General features: G+C 69.3%; 21 protein-coding genes. 11 read left to right on the top strand and 10 right to left on the bottom strand.

What is annotated here, in order from left to right; translation table 11 throughout:
- Window positions 1-224 precede the first annotated feature (224 nt).
- Window positions 225-1553, top strand: coding sequence for a cytochrome P450 (locus tag ACX80P_RS01670; protein WP_459276285.1), 1329 nt, complete (start codon window positions 225-227; stop codon window positions 1551-1553).
- A 38-nt stretch (window positions 1554-1591) separates the two neighbouring features.
- A complete protein-coding gene (locus ACX80P_RS01665; RefSeq protein ID WP_459276284.1) occupies window positions 1592-2455 on the top strand; it encodes a F510_1955 family glycosylhydrolase in 864 nt (287 codons plus the stop codon).
- Window positions 2456-2525: 70 nt separating this feature from the next.
- Here ACX80P_RS01665 and ACX80P_RS01660 read toward each other — a convergent pair whose 3' ends face one another.
- The 4 genes from ACX80P_RS01660 to ACX80P_RS01645 form a co-directional block, all read right to left on the bottom strand.
- Window positions 2526-3320, bottom strand: a complete 795-nt coding sequence (locus ACX80P_RS01660) for an SDR family oxidoreductase (RefSeq protein WP_459276283.1) — start codon at window positions 3318-3320, stop codon at window positions 2526-2528.
- Window positions 3321-3403: 83 nt separating this feature from the next.
- A complete protein-coding gene (locus ACX80P_RS01655) occupies window positions 3404-4054 on the bottom strand; it encodes an arsenate-mycothiol transferase ArsC (RefSeq protein WP_459276282.1) in 651 nt (216 codons plus the stop codon).
- A 47-nt stretch (window positions 4055-4101) separates the two neighbouring features.
- Window positions 4102-5613, bottom strand: a complete 1512-nt coding sequence (locus ACX80P_RS01650; protein WP_459276281.1) for an NAD(P)-binding protein — start codon at window positions 5611-5613, stop codon at window positions 4102-4104.
- Window positions 5610-6065, bottom strand: coding sequence for an arsenate reductase ArsC (locus tag ACX80P_RS01645; protein ID WP_459276280.1), 456 nt, complete (start codon window positions 6063-6065; stop codon window positions 5610-5612). Before ACX80P_RS01645 ends, ACX80P_RS01650 begins: the two co-directional genes overlap by 4 nt.
- Before the next feature lie 166 nt (window positions 6066-6231).
- Between ACX80P_RS01645 and ACX80P_RS01640 the strand changes: the two genes are divergently transcribed.
- The 3 genes from ACX80P_RS01640 to ACX80P_RS01630 all read left to right on the top strand — a co-directional run bounded on the left by ACX80P_RS01640 (window position 6232) and on the right by ACX80P_RS01630 (window position 8726).
- A complete protein-coding gene (locus ACX80P_RS01640; protein WP_459276279.1) occupies window positions 6232-6633 on the top strand; it encodes an ArsR/SmtB family transcription factor in 402 nt (133 codons plus the stop codon).
- A 40-nt stretch (window positions 6634-6673) separates the two neighbouring features.
- Window positions 6674-7096 (top strand): arsenate-mycothiol transferase ArsC, encoded by a 423-nt coding sequence (locus ACX80P_RS01635; RefSeq protein WP_459276278.1) that lies wholly within the window; start codon window positions 6674-6676, stop codon window positions 7094-7096.
- Between the two features lie 94 nt (window positions 7097-7190).
- Window positions 7191-8726: an arsenic transporter gene (locus ACX80P_RS01630; RefSeq protein WP_459276277.1), complete on the top strand. Its 1536-nt coding sequence runs from the start codon at window positions 7191-7193 to the stop codon at window positions 8724-8726.
- A 254-nt stretch (window positions 8727-8980) separates the two neighbouring features.
- Here ACX80P_RS01630 and ACX80P_RS01625 read toward each other — a convergent pair whose 3' ends face one another.
- Window positions 8981-9238: a metal-sensitive transcriptional regulator gene (locus ACX80P_RS01625; protein ID WP_459276276.1), complete on the bottom strand. Its 258-nt coding sequence runs from the start codon at window positions 9236-9238 to the stop codon at window positions 8981-8983.
- Window positions 9239-9361: 123 nt separating this feature from the next.
- Here ACX80P_RS01625 and ACX80P_RS01620 point away from each other — a divergent pair, with 123 nt between their 5' ends.
- The 3 genes from ACX80P_RS01620 to ACX80P_RS01610 all read left to right on the top strand — a co-directional run bounded on the left by ACX80P_RS01620 (window position 9362) and on the right by ACX80P_RS01610 (window position 12428).
- Window positions 9362-10027 (top strand): rhodanese-like domain-containing protein, encoded by a 666-nt coding sequence (locus ACX80P_RS01620; protein WP_459276275.1) that lies wholly within the window; start codon window positions 9362-9364, stop codon window positions 10025-10027.
- Window positions 10024-10794 (top strand): sulfite exporter TauE/SafE family protein, encoded by a 771-nt coding sequence (locus ACX80P_RS01615; RefSeq protein ID WP_459276274.1) that lies wholly within the window; start codon window positions 10024-10026, stop codon window positions 10792-10794. The genes ACX80P_RS01620 and ACX80P_RS01615 overlap by 4 nt, the downstream gene beginning before the upstream one ends.
- A gap of 218 nt (window positions 10795-11012) precedes the next feature.
- A complete protein-coding gene (locus tag ACX80P_RS01610) occupies window positions 11013-12428 on the top strand; it encodes an MBL fold metallo-hydrolase (RefSeq protein WP_459276273.1) in 1416 nt (471 codons plus the stop codon).
- A gap of 61 nt (window positions 12429-12489) precedes the next feature.
- Here the strand turns inward: ACX80P_RS01610 and ACX80P_RS01605 are convergent, their stop codons facing one another.
- A complete protein-coding gene (locus ACX80P_RS01605) occupies window positions 12490-12885 on the bottom strand; it encodes a MerR family transcriptional regulator (protein WP_459276272.1) in 396 nt (131 codons plus the stop codon).
- Between the two features lie 134 nt (window positions 12886-13019).
- Between ACX80P_RS01605 and ACX80P_RS01600 the strand changes: the two genes are divergently transcribed.
- Both ACX80P_RS01600 and valS read left to right on the top strand, forming a co-directional pair.
- A complete protein-coding gene (locus ACX80P_RS01600; RefSeq protein WP_459276271.1) occupies window positions 13020-14543 on the top strand; it encodes a SulP family inorganic anion transporter in 1524 nt (507 codons plus the stop codon).
- Between the two features lie 87 nt (window positions 14544-14630).
- Complete coding sequence (gene valS, locus ACX80P_RS01595; protein ID WP_459276270.1) at window positions 14631-17255, top strand: valine--tRNA ligase; 2625 nt, start codon at window positions 14631-14633, stop codon at window positions 17253-17255.
- A 61-nt stretch (window positions 17256-17316) separates the two neighbouring features.
- On the opposite strand, the gene ACX80P_RS01590 is transcribed toward valS, so the two are convergent.
- Window positions 17317-17934: a mycothiol-dependent nitroreductase Rv2466c family protein gene (locus tag ACX80P_RS01590; RefSeq protein ID WP_459276269.1), complete on the bottom strand. Its 618-nt coding sequence runs from the start codon at window positions 17932-17934 to the stop codon at window positions 17317-17319.
- Window positions 17935-18102: 168 nt separating this feature from the next.
- Here ACX80P_RS01590 and ACX80P_RS01585 point away from each other — a divergent pair, with 168 nt between their 5' ends.
- Complete coding sequence (locus tag ACX80P_RS01585; RefSeq protein WP_459276268.1) at window positions 18103-19620, top strand: glyceraldehyde-3-phosphate dehydrogenase; 1518 nt, start codon at window positions 18103-18105, stop codon at window positions 19618-19620.
- A 205-nt stretch (window positions 19621-19825) separates the two neighbouring features.
- Here the strand turns inward: ACX80P_RS01585 and ACX80P_RS01580 are convergent, their stop codons facing one another.
- The 3 genes from ACX80P_RS01580 to ACX80P_RS01570 all read right to left on the bottom strand — a co-directional run bounded on the left by ACX80P_RS01580 (window position 19826) and on the right by ACX80P_RS01570 (window position 22438).
- Window positions 19826-20269, bottom strand: a complete 444-nt coding sequence (locus ACX80P_RS01580; protein ID WP_459276267.1) for a GNAT family N-acetyltransferase — start codon at window positions 20267-20269, stop codon at window positions 19826-19828.
- Between the two features lie 37 nt (window positions 20270-20306).
- The gene (clpX, locus tag ACX80P_RS01575; RefSeq protein ID WP_459276266.1) at window positions 20307-21599 is read right to left on the bottom strand and encodes an ATP-dependent Clp protease ATP-binding subunit ClpX; all 1293 of its coding nucleotides are present in this window, start codon (window positions 21597-21599) and stop codon (window positions 20307-20309) included.
- 164 nt (window positions 21600-21763) lie between these two features.
- Complete coding sequence (locus ACX80P_RS01570) at window positions 21764-22438, bottom strand: ATP-dependent Clp protease proteolytic subunit (protein ID WP_459276265.1); 675 nt, start codon at window positions 22436-22438, stop codon at window positions 21764-21766.
- Between the last annotated feature and the right edge of the window lie 16 nt (window positions 22439-22454).

The raw sequence follows: 22454 nt of genomic DNA, 5'->3' as shown, positions 1-22454 counted from the left end.
TCGTTTCCAGGCTGTGACGGGCCTCCCCGTCCGGGTCTACGGGCCGCCTCACAGGAGGCGGGCCTTTCTTCCGGAAGCTCACCGGTGATGGCCGGGTCGACGCTTGTCCTTCCAGTCTATCCCGGCCCCGAATTCGTTGTCGAAAGTGTCAAGCACGCCGACGGTCTCCGGGGCGCACACCGAAATGCGTTGTGGCCTCCCCCGCTGCTTGGGAGGGTGGAAGGATGACACCCCATGCCCTGCCCACCGCGTCCGCGCCGGACACCGCCCGCCTGCTCCTGGGCGTCCTCCTTCCGACCCTCGTGAAGGGCCCCATCATCCGGCGGCCCTGGGCTGTGGGGCTCGCGGCGCGACTGGACCTGGACACCCGGGCGGTGGGGATCGTGAAGACGATCCACGCGAAGTACCCGGACGGTCCGCTGATGCTGAAGCTGCCGGCCCGCAGGCAGGCGATCGTGCTGGCCCCGGGCGACGCCAATACCGTCCTGGCGCAGTCCCCCGAGCCGTTCTCCGCGGCCAGCAACGAGAAGAAGGCTGCGCTCTCCCACTTCCAGCCCGCCAACGTGCTCATCACCCGCGGTCCCCTCCGGACCGTGCGTCGCGCACTGCAGGAGCAGGTCCTCGACACGGACCACCCCGTGCACCACCTCGCGGACCGCTTCGTCCCCGTGGTGGAGGAGGAGATGCAGCAGCTGTTGACGGACGCGATGGGCAGCGGGTCGCTGCCCTGGGACGACTTCCTCGACGCGTGGTACAGGGTGGTGCGGCGCGTGGTGTTCGGCGACCACGCCCGCGACGAGACCGAGTTGACGGACATGGTGATCCGCCTGCGCAAGGACGGGAACTGGGCGTTCCTGAAGCCGGTGCGGAAGAGGACCCGCCGGCGCTTCCTGGCGCGGATCGGCGAGGAACTCGCGAACGCCGAGGCCGGGAGCCTCGCCGCCGTGATGGCCTCCGCGCCCAAGGGCGAGGGCGCCGAGCCTGCCGACCAGGTGCCGCAGTGGCTCTTCGCCTTCGACCCCGCCGGCATGGCGACGTTCCGCGCCCTGACCGTGCTCGCCACCCACCCGGAGGCGATGGCCTCGGCCCGCCGGGAGGTCGACGGTGACACGTCGGGCCGTCGCGTCCTCCCCTACCTGCGCGCCGCCATCCTGGAGTCCCTGCGCCTGTGGCCCACGACGCCGATGATCCTGCGCCAGACCACACAGCCCGTGCAGTGGCAGCACGGACTCATGCCGGCCGACTGCGGTGTCCTCGTGTACACGCCGTACTTCCATCGCGACGAGCGGTCCCTGCGCAGCGCCCACAACTTCTCGCCCGGGCGCTGGTTGACCAGGGAGGACGACGGGTGGCCGCTGGTGCCGTTCAGTGACGGACCGGTGGTCTGTCCGGGCAAGCAGCTGGTGCTGCTCGTGACCAGCGCGGCCCTGGCGGAACTGGTGGCGGGCCACGGCTTCCGGGTGGAGGAGGGGCAGGCGCTCGACCCCGCCCGCCCGCTGCCGGGGACCATGGACAATTACAGAGTCCGGCTGGGCGTTTCCTCCCGGGCGTGACCACCCCGTTCCGCGATCGATGTCCGAAGGATCCCCCGTTGACCTCGACCCTGTCCCGTGCCGCTCGCCTGAGCCTGACAGCCGCTGCCGCGGTGCTGCTCGGCGCCTGCGCTGCCCCGACGTCCACGAGCCAGGCCCCGCCCACCGCTCCGGCGGCCTCGGCAGGGTATCCGTCAGGGCATGTCCATGGGATGAGCGTCGACCCTGCCACCCACCGGGTCCTGCTTGCCACCCATGACGGCCTCTTCGATGTCACCCGGTCCCCCGCCCAGCAGATCGGCCCCGTGATCGACCTGATGGGATTCACCAGCACCAGCGACGGAACTCTCTACGCCTCCGGGCACCCCGGCCCCGGCACCGACCTGCCTGACCCGGTCGGCCTGATCACCAGCACGGACGGCGGCCACTCGTGGGAGCCCGTCTCCCGCCAGGGTGAGACCGACTTCCACGCCCTCGCTGCAACCAGTACCGGGCTCATCGGCCATGAAGGGCGAATCGTCACCAGCGCCGACGGGCAGCACTGGACCGTCACCGCCGACGACGTGCCCGCGTACAACCTGGCCGGAGCGAGCAACGGAAGCGTTCTGGCGACCACCGAGGAGGGCCTGTACCGGTCCGAGGACAGCGGAGCGACCTGGACCATGGTCCCGGGCGCGCCCCTCCTGGTTCTCACGACCTTCGCCGGCGACTCCGCCGTCGGTGTGACACCTGACGGGACGATCCATACCAGCGCCGACGCCGGACTCACCTGGGCACAACGGGGAACCATGGAGGGCGACCCTGCAGCGATCGCCGCAGCCCCCACCGGTGACGGAACTCTCCGGATCTGGGTGGCGACCGGTCAGGGGGTCGAGGTCTCCAGCGACAACGGAATGACGTTCCACCCGCTGACCGCGCCCTAGTTCCTCGCGGCCTCTTCTGCCTCTCCGCAGGAGTGACGCTCCGCTCACCGGACTGTCGCCCCGGGGGCTGTCAGCCCCGCAGGACCTTGTGGTTGGCGGCCTGGGCGAGGGGGCGCAGGACGAGGTGGTCGATGTTCAGGTGGTGCGGCGCGTTGAGGGTGAAAGCGACGGCGGCAGCGACGTCGTCGGCCGTCAGGGGGTGCGCGACGCCCTCGTAGACCTTGTCGGCGGCCCCCTGGTCACCGCCGAGCCGGTTGAGGGAGAACTCCTCCGTGTGCACCATGCCCGGGGATACCTCGATGACGCGGACGTTGTTCTCGGCCTCCTCCAACCGGAGCGAACGGGCCATCGACTCCTGTGCCGCCTTCACACCGCAGTACCCGGCGCCGCCCTCGTAGGGCGCGAGCGCCGCCGTGGAGGTCAGGAACAGGACGCTGCCCTGGCCGCCGGTGCGGAGCGCGGGCAGCAGGGCGCGCGTCATGCGCATCGAGCCGAGCACGTTCACGTCGTACATCCACTGCCAGTCCTCGGTTCTGGCCTCGGCCACCCGCTCCGTCCCGAAGGCCCCTCCGGCGTTGTTGACCAGCGCGTGGACCGGGCCGGACGCCGTGACCTGGGCTGTGAAGGCGTCCACGGATGCCTGATCTGTGACGTCGAGCACCATCGGCGTGGCTCCGGTCTCCTCCGCGAGCGCCTGCAGGCGGTCGAGCCGGCGGGCAGCCGCGACGACGTCCCAGCCGTCCCGCCGGAGTGCGCGGACGGTGGCGGCACCGATCCCTGAACTGGCGCCGGTGACGATCACGCGCAGGGCAGAAGGGGCTGGGTCAGCGGGGGCGCCGAGGGGCGTCCGGGAGGTCTGGGTCATGGGCCCACTGTAGCCAGTGGCTGCCGGCCCCACTGCCGGCGCACCTGGGACGACGCAGTCGGTGCCGGTCCGGCCGGGGCAGGTCAGGGCACGGAGATCAGGGTGGAGGCGGGGTTCCGGACGCGCGTCGACAACACCTCGCGGACGGTGCGCACGCCCTCCGGGTCCATGGTCGCCGGATCGGAGATCTGCCAGTCCTCGTACTCCTTCCCCGGGTAGATGGGACAGGTGTCCCCGCACCCCATCGTGATGACGACGTCCGCTGCCCGCACGACGTCGTCCGTGAGGGGTTTGGGGAACTCCTCGCCGAGATCGAGCCCGATCTCCCGCATCGCCTCCACGACGTTCGCGTCGAGGTGCTCGGCAGGCATCGACCCGGCAGAGCGCACATTCACGGCTCCTCGGGTGAGGTCCTTGAGCAGGGCCGCGGCCATCCGGGAGCGTCCGGCGTTCTGCACGCAGACGAAGAGCACCTCCGGGACGCCGCTGGGCTGCTTGCCCTGGGCATGTGCCAGGGCGGTGAGGCGATCGAGGGCGAAACGGCGCGTGATGACCGGCGGGTACGTGGTGAACCTCGCCGTCCTGCGGAGGGCCGTGCAGGACTCCATGACGTGGCGGTCGACCATCTCCGGACCGAAGACGCCGTCGAAGGCCGAGGAGAGCTCGGCCGAGATGCGATCGAGCATGTGCCCACGCAGAAGCGCGCCGTCGTCAGCGGCAGGTGGATCGTTCACCAGGCCTCCTTCGATCAGGGTGGTACCCGGTACCAGCACGTCGGTGATCAGTAGGTCGGGTCCCCGGAGTACCCGTGGGCAGTCCCGGTGGGGACGCCGATGGTGACGAGTTCCGGCCCGCCGCAGCATCCGCCGCCGGCGGCAGCATCAGGACCGGCAGTCGAGGCGGTCGTGCACGTCGGTGCCGCGCCCTGAAGGTCGGCCGACGCCGCAGGGGCGTCGCAGGAGCCGGCGAGGTCGGTGCTGCAGACACCTGTCTCGGGGAGTTCGAGTTGGAGCCGGGAGGCGGCCTCGGTATCGCCGGCGATCGCGGCGGTGACGGAGCGGACCTGCTCGTACCCCGTGGCCAGCAGGAACGTGGGTGCCCGTCCGTAGGACTTCATGCCGACGAGGTAGAAGTCCTTCTCCGGGTGCGCCAGGACGTCCACTCCGTGGGCGGGGACCGTCCCGCAGGAGTGGAACTCCGGGTCGATCAGGGGCCCGAGCGCCCGGGGGGCCTCCACGGCGGCGTCGAGGTCGAGACGCAGCTCGCGCAGCATGTCGAGGTCGGGCCTGAATCCGGTGGCCGGTACGAGGACGTCGACCGTGATCGTGCGGGGGCCGTCCGGTGTCGACGCCGTCACCGCGAGGCGCTCGTCGGTGCTCTCGAGACGGGTGATGGTGAAGATCGTGACCAGTTCGACGACGCCGTCGCCGACGAGCGACTTCAACCGGCTGCCGAGGGCGCCCCGGGCGGGCAGGCCGTCGAGGTCCCCGCCCCCGTAGAGACGCTGTGCTGATCCGCTGCCACGCACGGCCCAGAGGATTGTGGTGCCGGGTTCGTTCCTGGCGACCTGACCGAGGTTGATCAGGGTGTTCGCCGCCGAGTGACCGGCTCCGACGACCATGACCGTCCTCCCGGCGAAGCGTTCCCGTTCCGCTCCGACGACGTCGGGCAGCGCGGTGGTGAGGTACCTGGTGACGGCGTCCTCACCGGCTGCCCGCAGACCTGCCTGACCGACGGGGTTGGGCTGTCCCCAGGTGCCGGAGGCGTCGATGACGGCGCGGACGGGGTGATCGGTGGTGCCCTCCGGACCGGTGACGCGGACGAGGAACGGCGTCGTGTCCCGGTTCCTGGTGCGGGTCTTGTCCATGCCGAGGCGGGTGACGGCGGTGACCGTGCTCTTGAAGTGCAGGGTCTCCGCGATCGCCGGGATCGCTGCCAGGGGTTGGAGGTAGGCCTCCACGAGCTCGCGCCCGTACGGCAGGGCTGTCCGGCGTGGCTCCACCCACCCGGTGGGCTCGAGGAGGCGTCGGGCCGCGGGGTCGATGTCGTACTGCCAGGGCGAGAACAGGCGGATGTGCGCCCACTGCCGGATCGCGGCCCCGACATCCTCACCCTGCTCGAACACGATCGGGGTCAGGCCATGCTCGAGGAGATTCGCGGCCGCGGACAGGCCGATCGGGCCCGCTCCGATGACAGCCACGGGGAGGCCGGTTCGCCGGGCGTCGGGGGGTACGGATCGATGGGCCGCGTCGGTCCGGGTGGCGGCCGTGTCCGACACGATGTCCACCGTCATGACGCAGTGGTGCGGTGGGGCAGGAGTTCGGTGATGAGCTGCTGGACACGGCCCTTGATCTCGTCGCGGATCGGCCGGACGGACTCGACGCCCTTGCCTGCGGGGTCCTCGAGGACCCAGTCCTCGTACCGCTTGCCGGGGAAGTACGGGCACTCGTCCCCGCAGCCCATGGTCACGACGACGTCGGATGCCCTCACGGCGTCGGTGGTGAGGATCTTCGGCGTCTCGGCAGTGATATCGATGCCTTCCTCCTTCATGGCCTCGACCGCTGCGGGATTGACCCGGTCTGCGGGCTGCGAGCCGGCAGAAAGGACCTCTATGCGCCCCGCGGACAGGTGGTTCAGGTACGCGGCAGCCATCTGGGACCGGCCGGCGTTGTGCACGCAGACGAACAGGACCGAGGGCTTCCTCTCCCCGGCGGCTGTCGTCGCTGCTGCTGTTTCGGTGCTCATGGTGATCCTTCGTTCTTCGCCTCGTCCCGGAGTAACAGGCGGAGGGGATGGGTCGATCCCGGATCCGACGCCTCGCGGGTGGGCATCCCATCAGAGATCGACTGGCTTCGATGTCGAGTATGCGGCGGCATATCGATGATTGTCAATGGAAGGGTATGCTGAGCGCATGACGACGATCTCCGAGCCCGGGACAGTGGGCATCCCGGCAACCGTGACGGCTCCGGCGCCGCGTGCCGGCACTGCCGACGAGGGCCGGTGCTGTGTGCCGTCGGGGACTCCCGCGATGAGCGCGGATCGGGCCGAGGAGCTCGCCAGGCAGTTCAAGGCCATCGCCGACCCGAACCGCCTGCGCCTGGTCTCGCTCATCTCCGCGAGCCCCGAGAACGAGGCATGCGTGTGCGACCTCACCGAGCCGTTGAACCTCGGCCAGCCGACGGTGTCCCACCACCTGAAGATCCTCGTCGACGCAGGCATCCTTCGCCGCGACAAGCGCGGCGTCTGGGCGTACTACTCCCTCGTGCCCGGAGCCCTGAACTTCCTCGCGGGCGTCCTCACCGAGGCGCAGTGATACCTGCCCCGGCCTCCGCACCTGAAGAAACGAGACCCCGGTGAGTTCCAAGGCCGACAAGCCCTCCGTCCTGTTCGTCTGTGTCAAGAACGGCGGCAAATCGCAGATGGCCGCCGGCCTCATGCACAAGGTCGCCGGCGACGCGGTGGGCACCGCGTCGGCAGGGTCGAAGCCGGGCTCCGCGGTCAACGCCCTCTCCGCCGCCGTGCTCGCCGAAGTGGGAGTGGACATCAGTCGGAACATTCCCCGCCGCATCAGCGTCGAGGACCAGGAACGCGCGGACGTCGTCGTGATCCTGGGTGCCGAGGCCCAGGTCGACGAGATCCCGGGGACCCTCTACGAACGCTGGGAAACGGACGAGCCCAGCGAGCGCGGCATCGAGGGCATCGAACGCATGCGCCTGGTCCGCGACGACATCCTCGCCCGCGTCACCACCCTGCACGCTTCCCTCACCACTCCGTAGGGCTCCTCGGCCGCGCACCACTCTCCCGCTCGTTCCCCTGCCCTCCCCCGCCCTTGTCCTCTCGTGTGTTCCTCCTGCAAGGAGTCCTGCTGCAATGACCGTGGTCGCCATCCTGATCTTCCTCGCCACCCTGACCCTCGTCATCTGGCAGCCCAGGGGCCTCGGTATCGGCTGGTCCGCCCTCGGAGGGGCCGCCGTCGCGCTGCTCACCACCGTCGTGAGCCTGTCCGACGTCCCCGTCGTATGGGACATCGTCTGGAATGCGACCTTCGCCTTCGTGGCGATCGTGGTCATCTCGCTGATCCTCGACGAGTCCGGGTTCTTCACGTGGGCCGCCCTGCACGTGGCTCGCTGGGGCCGGGGCAACGGCCGCCTGCTGTTCACCCTCGTCGTGCTGCTCGGGGCAGCCATCGCCGCGGTGTTCGCCAACGACGGGGCGGCGCTGATCCTCACCCCGATCGTGATCCAGATGCTGCTCGCCCTGGAATTCCCGGCCAGGGCCTCCCTCGCGTTCGTCATCGCCTGCGGGTTCATCGCCGACGCCGGCAGCCTTCCCCTGGTCGTCTCGAACCTCGTCAACATCGTCACCGCCGACTTCTTCGACATCGGTTTCGCCCGCTACGCGATCGTCATGGTCCCCGTCGGACTCGTGTCCGTCGCCGCCAGCCTCGTGGTCCTGCTCCTGTTCTTCCGCACGTCCATCCCCCGCCACTACGACGTCGCCGTCCTCGGCACCCCGAGGTCGGCCATCGCCGATCCGCTGACGTTCAGGACGGGCTGGGTGATCCTCGGCGTCCTGCTGATCGGCTACTTCGCCGCGGAACCCCTGCACGTCCCGCTGTCCGCCGTCGCGGGCCTCGGTGCCGTCGTCCTCATGCTCGTCGCCTCCCGGCGGCCCTCCTTCCTCTTCCCGCGTCCCGCTGTGCTCGCCGGCGCCGCGGACCTACAGCGCGCGGCGCCGGGACCGACGGACGCCATGGATCGGGCCGCGCATCCCGATTACGAGTCCGCGGCGGTCGGCCACCGCACCCCAGCCTCGTCGTCGGCCGCTGCGGCTGCACGGGACGGCGTTTCCAGTCCGAGCAGGGACCCGCGGCTCCGGAGGGGTGGAGGAGCGAGCCCCTCGGCCCCGGCCGCCCCGATCTCGGTCCCACGCATCCTGAAGGAGGCGCCCTGGCAGATCGTGCTGTTCTCCATCGGCATGTACCTCGTCGTGTACGGGCTGCGGAACCAGGGCCTCACCGACGAGCTCGCCGGCATCTTCTCGGCCGTCGGCTCCCACGGCGTCCTGATCACCGCCCTGGGCGTCGGTGTCATCGTCGCGGTCCTCGCGTCCCTCATGAACAACTTGCCCACCGTCCTCATCGCATCCCTCGCGATCGGGTCCGCCGGTGCTACCGGCCTGACCCAGGAGGCCATGATCTACGCCAACGTCATCGGATCCGACCTCGGCCCGAAGATCACGCCGATCGGCAGCCTCGCGACCCTCCTGTGGCTCCACGTCCTGGACCGCAAGGGCATCCACATCGGGTGGGGCCAGTACTTCCGCACCGGCATCGTCCTCACCCTCCCGGTGCTTCTCATCACCCTGCTCGCCCTTGCGGGATGGCTCACCGTCGTCGGCGCCTGACCCTGCCTGCGGGGAACGGACGGGCAGGCACCGGTCCGTCCGTCGGATGCCGGGAGGTACCGGTGCAGGTGCACGACGGGAGCACCGAGTAGGCGATCCGGTCGCCGGAGCGACCGTCCCAGGCCGGCGGATCCGACGCGGTCCGTGTTCTCCGCCACCGAGGCGTGGGAGCGCCCTGCGCAGACAAGCCTCGGCATCGTCGGCGACATCACGGACGGAAGGGCTGGCCCTGATGGGACCCACGGTCGACCCGACTAGGCGAGAGTGAGGAACAGTTTCTCGAGTTCCTTCTTGTCCAGGCTCGTGTCCTCGCGGACGATGCACTGCTCGAGGCCGCTGGCGATGATCGCGAATCCGGCCCGATCCAGTGCCTTGGACACCGCAGCCAGCTGCGTGACGACGTCCTTGCAGTCCCTGCCCTCCTCGAGCATCCGGGTGACCGCAGTGAGCTGCCCCTGGGCGCGCTTGAGGCGGTTGATGACGGGGGTCAGTTCGGTCGGGTCGAGTTGCATGGTGTTCTCCCAGGATCGCGGTTACTCCTCCCAGCGTATACCCCTAAGGGTATTTTGACTACCCCGGGGGGTATACGGAATACTCCTGGGGGTATTCACTTCCGATCCGACCGAGAGGTTCCCATGAGCACCCCCACCCCCGTCACGTCCCCCGCTTCGGCCGCTCCCTCCCTCTCCGCTGCTCCTTCCGCGGTGGCGGCGGTGGCGCCTGAGACCCTGCACGGTTGGATCAGCGAACATGACGACGTCGCCGTGATCGATGTGCGGTCGGCTGCGGAGTTCGAGTCCCTCCATATCCGCGGCTCCTACAACGTTCCGCTGCCGTTGCTCTCGGAGCACACGGACGAGCTCGCGGCCCGACTGGGCAGCAGGGTGGTCCTCGTGTGCCAGTCCGGCGTCCGCGCCGAGCAGGCCCGCCAGCGCCTGGCTGCTTCCGGCATCAGCGCAGCCCACGTCCTGACCGGCGGGGTGCCCGGGTTCGCAGTGGCCGGCGGCGACGTGGTGCGCGGCAGGGCCCGCTGGGACCTCGAGCGGCAGGTCCGCCTCACCGCTGGGTCGCTCGTGCTGGTCGGCCTGGCGGGTGGGCGGTTCGTCTCGCCGAAGGTCCGGATGCTGGCTGGCGCCGTCGGGACCGGCCTGACGTTCTCGGCGGCGACGAACACGTGCGCGATGGGCCGGGCCCTGGCGGCGATGCCCTGGAACAGGGCAGCGCGGGAGCCCACCCGCGAATCCGCGATCCTGCAGTTCCCCTCCGCGGGAGAGCCTTCCGGCCAGGTAGCCGCGGCGTGATCCCCGCCCTGGTCCTCGGGCTCGTCGTGGGGGTCGTACTCGGGGTGGTGGGCGGGGGCGGTTCCATCGTCGCCGTACCCGCCCTGGTGTACGGGGTGGGCATGAGCCCGGCAGAAGCGATCCCCACATCGTTGCTGGTCGTGGGCGCCTCCTCCCTGGCCGCACTGATCCCGCGGGTCAGGGACGGTGTGAACTGGCCCGTGATCCTCCTCGTCGGCGTCGCAGGCGTCCCGTCCGCATGGGCGGGGGCGGCAGTGGGTCGACTGGTGGACCAGGAGGTCCTGATGCTCGCCTTCGCCGCGATCATGATCATCGCCGGCATCCGGATGCTGGGCCACGCCACCGAAGCCGACGGGTCCTGCGGAAGCGGACGCGGCCGATCCTTCCGCACGTGTGCCCCGAAGGCCGTCGCCGTGGGCCTGCTGGTCGGGTTCCTCACCGGACTCCTGGGGGTCGGTGGCGGGTTCCTCCTCACCCCGGCCCTGACACTCTTCCTGGGTCTGCGGATGAAGCAGGCCGTCGGGTCCTCCCTGGCGATCATCGCCCTCAACTCCGCGGCCGGCTTCAGCGCCCACGCGGCCGGGTTCGCCATCGACTGGCCGATCGTCCTCGCCTTCGCGGTCCCCGCCATCCTCGGCTCCCTTGTGGCAGCCCGCTTCGCACGCCGGCTCGATGATCGCCGCATCCGGGTCTCGTTCGCCGTCCTCGTCTTCGCCGTGGCCGCCTGGGTCACCCTGAGTGCCGTCGCCACCCTGATCCGCACCTGACCAAGCCCCCCGAACCGGGTGCCTGTCCGGACCCGCCCCGTTCCGGGTCCGGGCACGCATCCCTCCGCCCCGTGCCGGGTGGCCGTCCGGCCGCAATCCGGCCCGTCTTGCCGTATACCCCTAGGGGTATTACGATGGAGGTGGGACATACCCCCAGGGGTATCGAGAAGGATCATTCACGGTCGTCGGATTCCCGAATCGAAGAAGGAGAGCACCAGATGCTGATCGAACGTATCTACGACGAGGACCTCGCGCAGGCCGGCTACCTGATCGGCTGCCAGGCGAACGGGACGGCCGTCGTCGTCGACGGCCGGCGCGACATCGCGGTCTACCTGGACCTCGCCGCGAAGAACGACATGAGGATCGTGGCCGTCACCGAGACCCATATCCACGCGGACTACCTCTCCGGCACCCGCGAGCTCGCCGCGGCGACCGGCGCGGCGATCTACGTCTCCGGCGAGGGCGGACCGGACTGGCAGTACGCCTTCGACGCCACCCGCCTCTCCGACGGAGACACCATCACCGTCGGCAACATCAGCCTCCAGGCCGTCCACACCCCCGGGCACACCCCTGAACACCTGTCCTTCCTCGTCACCGACGGCGCGTTCAGCGACACGCCCGGCTACCTGCTCTCGGGGGACTTCGTGTTCTCCGGCGACCTCGGCCGCCCCGACCTCCTCGACGAGGCAGCAGGCGGCGTCGACACCCGGCTCGAGGGCGCGAAGCAGCTGTTCCGGAGCCTGCAGGAGAAATTCCTGACCCTGCCCGACCACGTGCAGGTCCACCCCGCCCACGGCGCCGGCAGCGCCTGCGGCAAGGCCCTCGGTGCGATCCCGTCCACGACCGTCGGCTACGAGCGGCTCTACTCCTGGTGGGGCCCGTACCTCGCGGCGGACGACGAGCGGGGCTTCATCGACGAACTCCTCGACGGCCAGCCCGACGCCCACGCCTATTTCGGCCGGATGAAGCGCGAGAACCGCGACGGCCCCGCCATCCTGGGCGAACGGGCACCGCTGACCGAACTCGACCCCGAGCAGGTCGCCGCCGGCCTCGCCGCGGACACGGTCACGTTCATCGACACCCGCACGGCCGACGAGGTGCACGCCGGAACCGTCGAGCGGTCCCTCAACATCCCCGCACGCCCCACACCGGCCACACACGGAGCCTGGGTGATCGACCCGGAAACGGACACGAACCCGCTGGTGCTGCTCGCCTCGGGTCAGGACCAGGCCCAGGAGCTGTGGGACCACCTGGTCCGGGTGGGCATCGATGAGGTCGCCGGGTTCGTCACCAGCCTGGACGGACTGCCCACCACCACGCCGGCACTGATCCAGCCCGCCGAGCTCGAGGGTTTCGACGCCGCCATGGTGTTGGATGTCCGCAACCGCACCGAACACTCGGCAGGTCACATCCCCGGAGCCCACCAGCTCAACGGCGGCCGCGTCATGTGGCACCTCGACGAACTCCCCACCGACGGCACCATCGTCAGCTACTGCCAGAGCGGACTCCGGAACTCCGTCGCCGCCAGCGCCCTCCGCCGGGCAGGCCATGACGTCGTCGAACTCGACGGCAGCTACACCGCCTGGACCACCTGGCAGCAGACGAGGGCCCGCGAGAAGGCGCCCACCAGCTGACCGGCCTCCTCAGCGGCACAACCTTGATCCTGCACGGGTCATCGGCGGTGGCCGTGGGCAGCTAGTAGCGAGCGAGCACATCGATGAACTCGTCGGCGCGGGCGAGGGTCTCGACCAGCTTCGCGCGCCGCTCGTGGGCGATGCCGCGGAAGGCAGCCAGGCGAACGCGCAGTGCGTCGGCGGCCGCGTCGTCCTCCTCCCGCTGCAGCGCGTCCACGACGGCCAGGAGGTCCTTCATCTCCTCGAGCGTGAAGCCGAGCGGCTTCATCCGGCGGATGACCAGCAACCGCTCGAGGTCCTCCTCCGAGTAGACGCGGAACCCGCCGTCGGTGCGGGCGGTGGCGGGGAGGATGCCGACGTCGTCGTAGTGGCGGATGGTGCGGAGCGACAGCCCGGTGCGTTCGGCGAGTTCGCCGATGTGCATGGTCCGGGGCTCCACGGAGCCTGCCTCGGTCATGGTCCCCCTCTCTTTCACCACAACCCTACCCTTACGTTAGGGTTGAGCTCGGACCGGCACTGCACAGCGGCGTGCACCATCCCCGTTTCATCCTGCATCTCGCCATACCGCACGACCGCCCGAAGGAACCGACCATGTCAGCAGCCGCGCCTACCGCGACCAACGAACCCACTCCAGTCGAACGCCAGTCGGTCGCCAGGACCCTCCGGAACCCTCGCCTCCTGAAGACCGAGGTCCTCGCCGGCCTCGTCGTCGCCCTCGCCCTGATCCCTGAGGCGATCGCCTTCTCGATCATCGCCGGCGTCGACCCGCGGTTGGGCCTGTTCGCCTCGTTCACGATGGCGGTGTCGATCGCCTTCCTCGGCGGGCGCCCGGCGATGATCTCCGCGGCGACCGGCGCGGTCGCCCTGGTCATCGCCCCGCTGGTGGCCAGCCACGGCGTCGACTACTTCATCGCCGCCGTGATCCTCGGCGGCATCTTCCAGGTGGTCCTCGGCATCACCGGCGTCGCCCGGCTCATGCGGTTCATCCCCCGTTCGGTCATGGTGGGCTTCGTCAACGCCCTCGCCATCCTGATCTTCCTGTCCCAGGTCGCCGAGCTCGTCGACGTGCCCTTCCTCGTGTACCCGATGGTCGCCGTCGGACTGCTGATCGTCTTCGGACTGCCCCGCCTCACCCGAGCGGTGCCGGCACCTCTGGTCGCCATCGTGGTCCTGACCGTCTTCGCGGTCCTCGCCGACGTGCTCGTGCCGACGGTCGGGGATAAGGGCGAACTGCCCGAGAGCCTGCCGTCGCTGTTCGTCCCGAACGTGCCGCTGACCCTCGAGACCCTCCGGATCATCGCCCCGTTCTCCCTGGCGCTGGCCGCCGTCGGGCTCCTCGAGTCGCTCATGACCGCCAAGCTCGTCGACGACATCACCGACACCCGCTCCGACAAGACCCGTGAGTCCTGGGGCCAGGGAGCCGCGAACATCATCACCGGGTTCTTCGGCGGCATGGGCGGTTGCGCGATGATCGGCCAGACCATGATCAATGTGAAGGCATCCGGTGCACGCACCCGGATCAGTACGTTCCTCGCCGGGATCTTCCTGCTCGTCCTCGTCGTCGCCCTCGGCGGCGTCGTCGCCCTGATCCCCATGGCCGCCCTCGTCGCGGTCATGATCTTCGTCGCCATCGCCACCTTCGACTGGCACAGCATCCGGCCCTCCACCCTGACGCGGATGCCCGGGAGCGAGACCACCGTCATGCTCGCGACCGTCGTCGTCACCGTGTGGACCCACAACCTCGCCATCGGCGTCGGCGTCGGCGTCCTCGTGGCCATGGTCGCGTTCGCCCGCCGGGTTGCGCACTTCGTCACCGTCGAACGGACCGAGACCACCATGGACGGAGACCGGCACGCCACCTACACCGTCGACGGTGAACTGTTCTTCGCATCCTCGAACGACCTCTACACGCAGTTCGAGTACGCCACGGATCCCCACCGGGTCACGATCGATCTCCACGGATCACACCTCTGGGACGCCTCGACCGTCGCCGCCCTCGACGCCGTCACCGAGAAGTACCGCACACACGGCACCGAGGTGACGATCGTGGGACTCAACGAGGCCTCCACGATGATGCGTGAACGCCTGGGCGGGAAGCTCGGCGCCGGCCACTGACCGGCTGCGCCGGGATCGGCCGGCGTACGTCCGGCGCGGAACCCACCGTCGTGCGGGAGTGCGCGGGCGGTAGGGAACAATGGAGGCATGGCCGACACGACCCAGGGCACAGACACGCCCTCACCCCAGCCCGTTTCCGTTCCCGACAAGCCCGCGCTCGAGGGCCTCGAGGAGAGACTGTCCCGCCAGTGGCGTGAGGACGGCACCTACGCCTTCAACCGAGACACGACGCGCGAGGACGTCTACTCGATCGACACTCCCCCGCCCACGGCGTCGGGATCGCTCCACGTGGGCCACATGTTCTCCTACACGCAGACCGACGTCATGGCGCGGTTCAAGCGCATGCGCGGCGCGAACGTCTTCTACCCCATGGGTTGGGACGACAACGGGCTGCCGACCGAGCGGCGCGTCCAGAACTACTACGGCGTCCGCTGCGACCCGTCCGTCGCCTACGACGCCGCCTACCGGCCTCCCGCCGAGCCGGCGAAGAACCAGCGGGACTTCGACGCGGTGTCGCGGAAGAACTTCATCGAACTCTGCGAGGAGCTGGCTGTCGAGGACGAGCTGGTGTTCGAGAACCTCTTCAGCACCCTCGGCCTCTCGGTCGACTGGGATCTGACCTACCGGACCATCGACGACACCTCACGTGCCGTCTCGCAGCGCGCCTTCCTCGAGAACCTGAAGGCCGGGGACGCCTACCTCGCCGAAGCGCCCACCCTATGGGACGTCACGTTCCGCACCGCCGTCGCGCAGGCCGAGCTCGAGGACCGCGAGCAGCCCGGCGCCTACCACCGCGTCGCGTTCCACGCCCCCGACGGCTCGCGGATCCACATCGAGACCACGCGCCCCGAGCTCCTGCCCGCGTGCGTCGCCCTCGTCGCGCACCCCGACGACGAGCGCTACAAGCCGCTCTTCGGCACCACCGTGACCAGCCCGCTGTTCGACGTCGAGGTCGAGATCAAGGCGCATCCCCTGGCGAAGCCCGACAAGGGCAGCGGTATCGCCATGATCTGCACGTTCGGCGACCTGACCGACGTCACCTGGTGGCGTGAACTGCAGCTGCCGACCCGCGCCGTCGTCGGCCGCGACGGCCGGATCCGGGCCGAGGTGCCCGAATGGATCGCGACCGACAGGGCCCGCGAGAACTACGCCACCCTGGCCGGGAAGACCATCTTCAGCGCCAAGGAAGCCGTCGTCGCCCTGCTCCGCGACAGCGGGGACCTCGAGGGCGAGCCCACGAAGATCATGCACCCGGTCAACTTCTACGAGAAGGGTGACAAGCCCCTCGAGGTCGTCACCAGCCGCCAGTGGTACATCCGCAACGGCGGCCGCGACGCCGCCAAGCGGGACGCCCTCATCCAGCGGGGCCGAGAGATCGACTTCCACCCCTCCTTCATGCGCTCGCGCTACGAGAACTGGATCGAAGGACTGAACGGCGACTGGCTCGTCTCGCGCCAGCGCTTCTTCGGCGTCCCGGTCCCCGTCTGGTACCGCCTGGACGCCGACGGCGAGCCGGAGTACGAGGACCCGATCAGCCCGGCCCTGGAGTCCCTGCCCGTCGACCCCGCCGCCGACCCGGCCCCGGGGTTCGAGGAATCCGCCCGCAACCAGCCGGGCGGCTTCATCGGTGACAGCGACGTGCTGGACACCTGGGCGACGTCGTCCCTGACCCCGCAGATCGTGGGCGGCTGGGCGCGGGACGAGGACCTGTTCGGGAAGGTGTTCCCGTTCGACCTGCGCCCGCAGGGCCACGACATCATCCGCACCTGGCTGTTCTCGACGGCGGTCCGCGCGGACGCCCTCCAGGACTCGGTGCCGTGGAAGCACGCAGCGCTCTCGGGCTGGATCCTCGACCCCGACCGCAAGAAGATGTCGAAGTCCAAGGGCAACGTGGTCGTGCCGACGGATGTGCTGGAGCAGTTCGGTGCGGACGCCGTGCGCTACTGGGCGGCGTCGGCGAAGCTCGGCGCGGACACCGCGTACGAGGTGAACCAGATGAAGATCGGCCGGCGCCTGGCCATCAAGCTGCTCAACGCGTCGAAGTTCGTCCTGAACCTGGGCGTCACCGAGGCGTCGATCGGCTCCGGGTCCCTGGACCGCGTCACGAACGCTCTGGACACCGCCCTGCTCGCCCAGCTCCGCACGGTGACCGAGCAGGCGACGGCCGCCTTCGAGAAGTACGACTACGCGCGGGCCCTCCAGCTCACGGAGTCCTTCTTCTGGACCTTCACGGACGACTACGTGGAACTCGTCAAGGACCGCGCCTACGGCGACGCGTCCGACGCCGGCACGCAGTCCGTCCAGACCGCCCTGGCGACGACGCTGGATGCCCTGCTGCGCCTGTTCGCGCCGTTCCTGCCGTTCGCCACCGAGGAGGTCTGGAGCTGGTGGCGCGAGGGATCAGTCCACCAGGCGGCCTGGCCCGGCGCGGACGCGCTCGCGACGCTGCCCGACACCGCCGACGCCGGGGTCCTCACGACCGTGGCCCTGGCTCTCGGGGGCATCCGCAAGGCCAAATCGGAGGCGAAGGTCAAGCAGCGCACCGAGGTGGAGCACGCCGTCGTCACCGCGCCCGCCGGCCAGGTGGCGCAGATCCGCGCGGGCCTGGCCGACCTCCTCGCGGCCGGCAACGCCCGGGACCTGCGGCTCGCCGAGGGCGACGGCGCGCTGAGCGTCTCCGACGTCGAACTGGTCCCGCAGCCCGCGGAGTAGCGGTCAGGACGCAGGAGGGGACCCGCCGCTGGCGGGTCCCCTCCTGCGTCCTGTCCCGTGGCTAGTCGAAGCGCGGGCTCTCCGTGCGGGAGCGCTTCAGTTCGAAGAACCCGGGGAACTCGGACATCAGGACGGCGCCGTCGAAGATCCGGCCGGCCTCCTCGCCGCGGGGGATCCGGGTGAGGACCGGGCCGAAGAACGCGGTCCCGTTGAAGGCCACGACCGGCGTGCCGACCTCGTCGCCCACGCGGTCGATGCCGTCCTTGTGGGAGGCACGCAGCTGGGCATCGTACTCGTCGGTGTGTGCGTGCTGCGCGAGCTCGGCCGGCAGGCCGACCTCGTCCAGGGACTCGCGGATCACGACGTCGAAGTCCCGGTTCTGGCCGATGTGGATGCGGGTGCCCATGGCGTCGTACAGCTTCTTGATGTACTCGTCCCCGTGCAGCTCGGCCGCGGCGATGATCACGCGGACCGGACCCCAGCCCTGCAGCATCATGGCCTGGTAGTCCTCGGGGAGGTCGCGTCCCTCGTTCAGGACGGACAGGCTCATGACGTGCCAGTCGACGGAGATGTCGCGGACCTGCTCCACCTCGCCGATCCAGCGCGACGTGATCCAGGCGAAGGGACACAGGGGGTCGAACCAGAAGTCGGCCTTCTCGACGGTCGTGGACTCGCTCATACGGGTGCTCCTCGGAGGGTTGGTGAGGCCGGGGCCTTTCCCGGTGCAACCCGGCCCGGCGGCCCACTATTCCGGAGGAATTGGAACGAGCCCGGCGGAAGCGGTGTAATGGGAGGACACGACCAGCCGAGGATGCCTGGCGCTATCCCTGCGTCGCCATCGGGCTGGATGAGCCTGCACCGGCGACCCCGGTGCCGGAAGGACGCCGCCGTGCAGCACCACCGGACCGAGGCCCACGACACCTGGCTCGAACGCGAGGCCCTCGCCGAAGCCATGATCCCGCTCATCGGGCGCCTGTACCGCGACAACAACGTGGTGACCAGCATCCACGGGCGCAGCCTGATCAACAAGTCGACGATGAACATCCTCAAGGCGCACCGCTTCGCCCGCCGCATCACCACCGAGGAGCTGCGGCTCGAGGACACCGCTCCCCTGCTGCAGATCCTCACCGATCTGGATCTCGGGGCGGCCGCGATCGACATCGGACGACTCCGCCTCGCCTACGACCGGGCCGGGGACGGGCGCACCCTGGAGGAGTTCGTCCGCGCGGAGCTCTCCGACATCGTCGGTCACGGCGGGCGCGACGAGCGCACGAGCACCGACGTCGTCCTGTACGGTTTCGGCCGGATCGGGCGCCTCGTCGCCCGGCTGCTGATCGAGAAGGCCGGCGGCGGGCACGGGCTGCGGCTCCGGGCCGTCGTCGTCCGCCGCGGCTCGGACAACGACCTCGCCAAACGAGCGAGCCTGCTGCGCCGCGACTCGGTGCATGGTTCCTTCGAAGGGACCATCCAGGTGGACGAGGCCTCGAACACGATCACCGCCAACGGGATCCGCATCCAGGTCATCTACTCCGACGACCCCGCGTCCGTCGACTACACGGCGTACGGCATCCATGACGCCATCGTGGTGGACAACACGGGCCGCTGGCGCGACGAGGGCGGCCTGTCCCAGCATCTGACGAGCCGCGGGGTGGCCAAGGTCCTGCTCACCGCCCCCGGCAAGGGCAGCCTCAAGAACATCGTGCACGGCATCAACCACGGCACCATCGAGGCCACGGACCGCATCATCACCGCGGCGTCCTGCACGACCAACGCGATCACCCCGGTCCTCAAGGCCGTCAACGACCGCTTCGGTGTGATCCACGGGCACGTGGAGACGGTCCACTCCTTCACGAACGACCAGAACCTGATCGACAATTTCCACCGCGGCGATCGGCGCGGTCGCTCCGCGGCGCTCAACATGGTCCTCACCGAGACGGGCGCGGCGACGGCGGTGGCCAAGGCACTGCCCGAGCTGGCCGGCAAGCTGACCGGGAGCTCCATCCGCGTGCCGACCCCGGATGTCTCCATCGCCATCCTCAACCTGACCCTCGAGACCGGCACCACGAAGGAGGAGGTCAACACCTACCTGCGCGAGATGTCGCTGCATTCCGGCATGCGCAAGCAGGTCGACTACATCGACAGCCCGGAGGTCGTCTCCACGGACTTCGTCGGTTCCCGGCGGGCGGGAATCGTCGACGGCCTCGCGACCATCGCCGACGGCACCTACCTCGTCCTGTACGTCTGGTACGACAACGAGTTCGGGTACAGCTGCCAGGTCATGCGGGTCATGGAGGAGATGGCGGCGGTGCATCCGCCGTCGTATCCCGCGGCCGAGACGGACGCCGCGGTGGTGGCGAATGCCTGACCCCGCACCCTCCTCGTTGCCGCCGTGCTGCCGACGCATCGGGGTGTCGTGGGTGGGTTCGTGAATTGTCCGGCTGGTCGCCGACAGATCCGTCCAGCGGCTCGCGCAGAATACCTGGGTGGCCGTATGCCTGCCCGTCTCCTCGACCCTGGGAGCGCAGCGGCGCGACCTCGATACGACGCTCTTCGCCGGTGCACCTGACGACTCAGTCCTTGAAGGTGAAGATCGTGACCGGCGAACCGGTCGCTCCGATCGCTCGATAGAACTCCAGGGCGTGCCCATCCTCGTTGTCCGCTGGAACGAAGATCTCGCGGATGCCCTCCACTGCGGCGCTGGCACGCAGTTCGAGCACGAGTCGGCTCGCAATGCCCTTCCTCCGATGATCCTGCCGTACGGCGAGATCGTAGATGAACAGTTCGGACGACTGTGAGCGGGTCATCGGCAACCTGTGAGCAGTCAGGCCGGCAACGATATCCGAGCCGACCAGGGCAGCGAACACCCAGAAGTCCTCTCGGCCGAGAAGGTCACCAACGTAGTCCTCACCGAGGGGCTCATAGTCCTCCTCGAAGACCCGCGCCATCATCTCGAACATGACCTTCGCCGCGGCGACATCGGCCTGGGCCAGGCGCCTGACCTCGAGCTCGTTCATCGCGGCCCGTCGGCCTGCCTTCTTCGTCAGCGCAGTATCACGCCGACTTGTTGCGGCGCTTGGCGGCCACCTCGTGCGAGATGAGCGTCGGTTCGGCGCGCTTGCCCACGACGTCCTCGGTGATGACGACCGTGGCGATGTCCTCGCGGCTGGGGAGGTCGAACATGACGGGCAGGAGGACTTCCTCCATGATCGCGCGGAGGCCTCGCGCGCCGGTCCCCCGGTCCAGCGCGAGGTCGGCGATCGCCTCGAGCGCCTTCGGTTCGAGGACGAGTTCGACGCCGTCGAGCAGGAACATCTTCTGGTACTGCTTCAGCAGGGCGTTCTTGGGCGCCGTGAGGATCTGCATGAGCGCCGGGCGGTCGAGGTGCGTGACGGTGGTGATGACGGGCAGCCGGCCGATGAACTCGGGGATCAGGCCGAACTTGAGCAGGTCCTCCGGCATCACGTCACCGTAGCTCGCCTCCTCGTTCTTGAGGGAGCTCAGCGGCGCGCCGAACCCGATGCCCTTGCGGCCCGCACGGGAGCCGATGATCTCCTCGAGGCCGGCGAACGCGCCGGCGACGATGAAGAGCACGTTCGTGGTATCGATCTGGATGAACTCCTGATGCGGGTGCTTGCGCCCGCCCTGCGGGGGCACCGAGGCGACGGTACCCTCGAGGATCTTCAGGAGCGCCTGCTGCACGCCTTCGCCCGACACGTCGCGCGTGATCGAAGGGTTCTCGCTCTTCCGGGAGATCTTGTCGATCTCGTCGATGTAGATGATGCCCTGCTCGGCCTTCTTGACGTCGTAGTCGGCAGCCTGGATCAGCTTCAGCAGGATGTTCTCGACGTCCTCGCCGACATAGCCCGCTTCGGTGAGGGCTGTGGCGTCCGCGACGGCGAACGGCACGTTCAGGCGGCGGGCGAGGGTCTGAGCGAGATAGGTCTTGCCGCAGCCGGTCGGGCCGATGAGCAGGATGTTGGACTTCGCGATCTCGACGTCTTCGGTCTCGGCGGCGTCGGCGAGCGTGCCGGCGGCGCGGGGGCCGCTACCGGACTGGATGCGCTTGTAGTGGTTGTAGACGGCGACGGCGAGCGAGCGCTTCGCCGGCTCCTGGCCTACGACGTACTCCTGGAGGAAGTCGAAGATCTCGCGGGGCTTGGGCAGCTCGAACGTCCCGAGGTCGGCGACCTCGGACAGCTCCTCCTCGATGATCTCGTTGCACAGGTCGATGCACTCGTCGCAGATGTACACGCCTGGACCGGCAATCAGCTTGCGGACCTGTTTCTGGCTCTTTCCGCAGAAGGAGCACTTGAGCAGATCCGTGCTCTCACCAATGCGAGCCATGGTTCAGTCCCCTTAGGTATGTCGCGATTGCTAGAACCACTGTAGGCCACCCGACCGTGGGAGCCGGTATCAAAATGCCCGTGGTGCCATGCGGCACCACGGGCGAGGAACGGGCAGGGCGGCGGATCCCGAGGCCTGTTCGACCGACGGATCCGCCGTCCCTGCTACGGGGTGTTGATCTTCGGCGGAGTGATCTTCCGCGACGTCAGGACCTCGTCGACCAGGCCGTATGCGACGGCGTCGGCGGCGGTGAGGATCTTGTCGCGTTCGATGTCGAGGTTGACCTGCTCGGAGCTGCGGCCCGAGTGGAGGGCCAGCGTGTCCTCGAGCCAGGTGCGCATGCGCATGACCTCATTGGCCTGGATCTCCAGGTCGGAGGCCTGCCCGCCCTGGCCGCCGGAGAGCGCCGGCTGATGGATCAGCACGCGCGCGTTCGGCAGTGCAAGGCGCTTGCCGGGTGCTCCCGCGGCGAGCAGGACGGCGGCGGCGCTGGCAGCCTGGCCGAGGCACACGGTCTGCACCTCGGGGCGGATGAACTGCATGGTGTCGTAGATCGCCGTCATGGCCGTGAAGGAGCCGCCGGGCGAATTGATGTACAGCGTGATGTCGCGCTCGGGGTCCGTGGACTCGAGGACGAGCAGCTGGGCCATGACGTCGTCGGCGGAGGCGTCGTCCACCTGGGTGCCGAGGAAGATGATGCGGTCCTCGAACAGCTTGGTGTACGGGTCCTGGCGCTTGAACCCGTAGGGCGTGCGCTCTTCGAACTGGGGAAGGATGTAGCGGCTGGTCGGCAGGTTCTGCGCCGTGGAGCCCGCTGCTGCTCGGAATTCGTGGTTCATGGTGTCTCCTGTAGGA

The organism is Arthrobacter arabinosi (genome assembly GCF_054511115.1).
Note: the sequence above shows the minus strand (reverse complement) of the source record. Positions and strands in the feature narration are given on the sequence as shown.

Bases quoted from the DNA above. Each gene is read 5' to 3' on its own strand.
- ACX80P_RS01650 (WP_459276281.1), bottom strand. From the start codon at position 5,613: ATGACGGTGGACATCGTGTCGGACACGGCCGCCACCCGGACCGACGCG.
- clpX (WP_459276266.1), bottom strand. From the start codon at position 21,599: ATGGCTCGCATTGGTGAGAGCACGGATCTGCTCAAGTGCTCCTTCTGC.
- ACX80P_RS01605 (WP_459276272.1), bottom strand. From the start codon at position 12,885: ATGACCGAGGCAGGCTCCGTGGAGCCCCGGACCATGCACATCGGCGAA.
- ACX80P_RS01660 (WP_459276283.1), bottom strand. From the start codon at position 3,320: ATGACCCAGACCTCCCGGACGCCCCTCGGCGCCCCCGCTGACCCAGCC.
- ACX80P_RS01585 (WP_459276268.1), top strand. From the start codon at position 18,103: ATGAGCCTGCACCGGCGACCCCGGTGCCGGAAGGACGCCGCCGTGCAG.
- ACX80P_RS01620 (WP_459276275.1), top strand. From the start codon at position 9,362: ATGAGCACCCCCACCCCCGTCACGTCCCCCGCTTCGGCCGCTCCCTCC.
- ACX80P_RS01630 (WP_459276277.1), top strand. From the start codon at position 7,191: ATGACCGTGGTCGCCATCCTGATCTTCCTCGCCACCCTGACCCTCGTC.
- ACX80P_RS01590 (WP_459276269.1), bottom strand. From the start codon at position 17,934: ATGAGCGAGTCCACGACCGTCGAGAAGGCCGACTTCTGGTTCGACCCC.
- ACX80P_RS01625 (WP_459276276.1), bottom strand. From the start codon at position 9,238: ATGCAACTCGACCCGACCGAACTGACCCCCGTCATCAACCGCCTCAAG.
- valS (WP_459276270.1), top strand. From the start codon at position 14,631: ATGGCCGACACGACCCAGGGCACAGACACGCCCTCACCCCAGCCCGTT.
- ACX80P_RS01610 (WP_459276273.1), top strand. From the start codon at position 11,013: ATGCTGATCGAACGTATCTACGACGAGGACCTCGCGCAGGCCGGCTAC.
- ACX80P_RS01570 (WP_459276265.1), bottom strand. From the start codon at position 22,438: ATGAACCACGAATTCCGAGCAGCAGCGGGCTCCACGGCGCAGAACCTG.
- ACX80P_RS01670 (WP_459276285.1), top strand. From the start codon at position 225: ATGACACCCCATGCCCTGCCCACCGCGTCCGCGCCGGACACCGCCCGC.
- ACX80P_RS01580 (WP_459276267.1), bottom strand. From the start codon at position 20,269: ATGAACGAGCTCGAGGTCAGGCGCCTGGCCCAGGCCGATGTCGCCGCG.
- ACX80P_RS01640 (WP_459276279.1), top strand. From the start codon at position 6,232: ATGACGACGATCTCCGAGCCCGGGACAGTGGGCATCCCGGCAACCGTG.
- ACX80P_RS01645 (WP_459276280.1), bottom strand. From the start codon at position 6,065: ATGAGCACCGAAACAGCAGCAGCGACGACAGCCGCCGGGGAGAGGAAG.
- ACX80P_RS01600 (WP_459276271.1), top strand. From the start codon at position 13,020: ATGTCAGCAGCCGCGCCTACCGCGACCAACGAACCCACTCCAGTCGAA.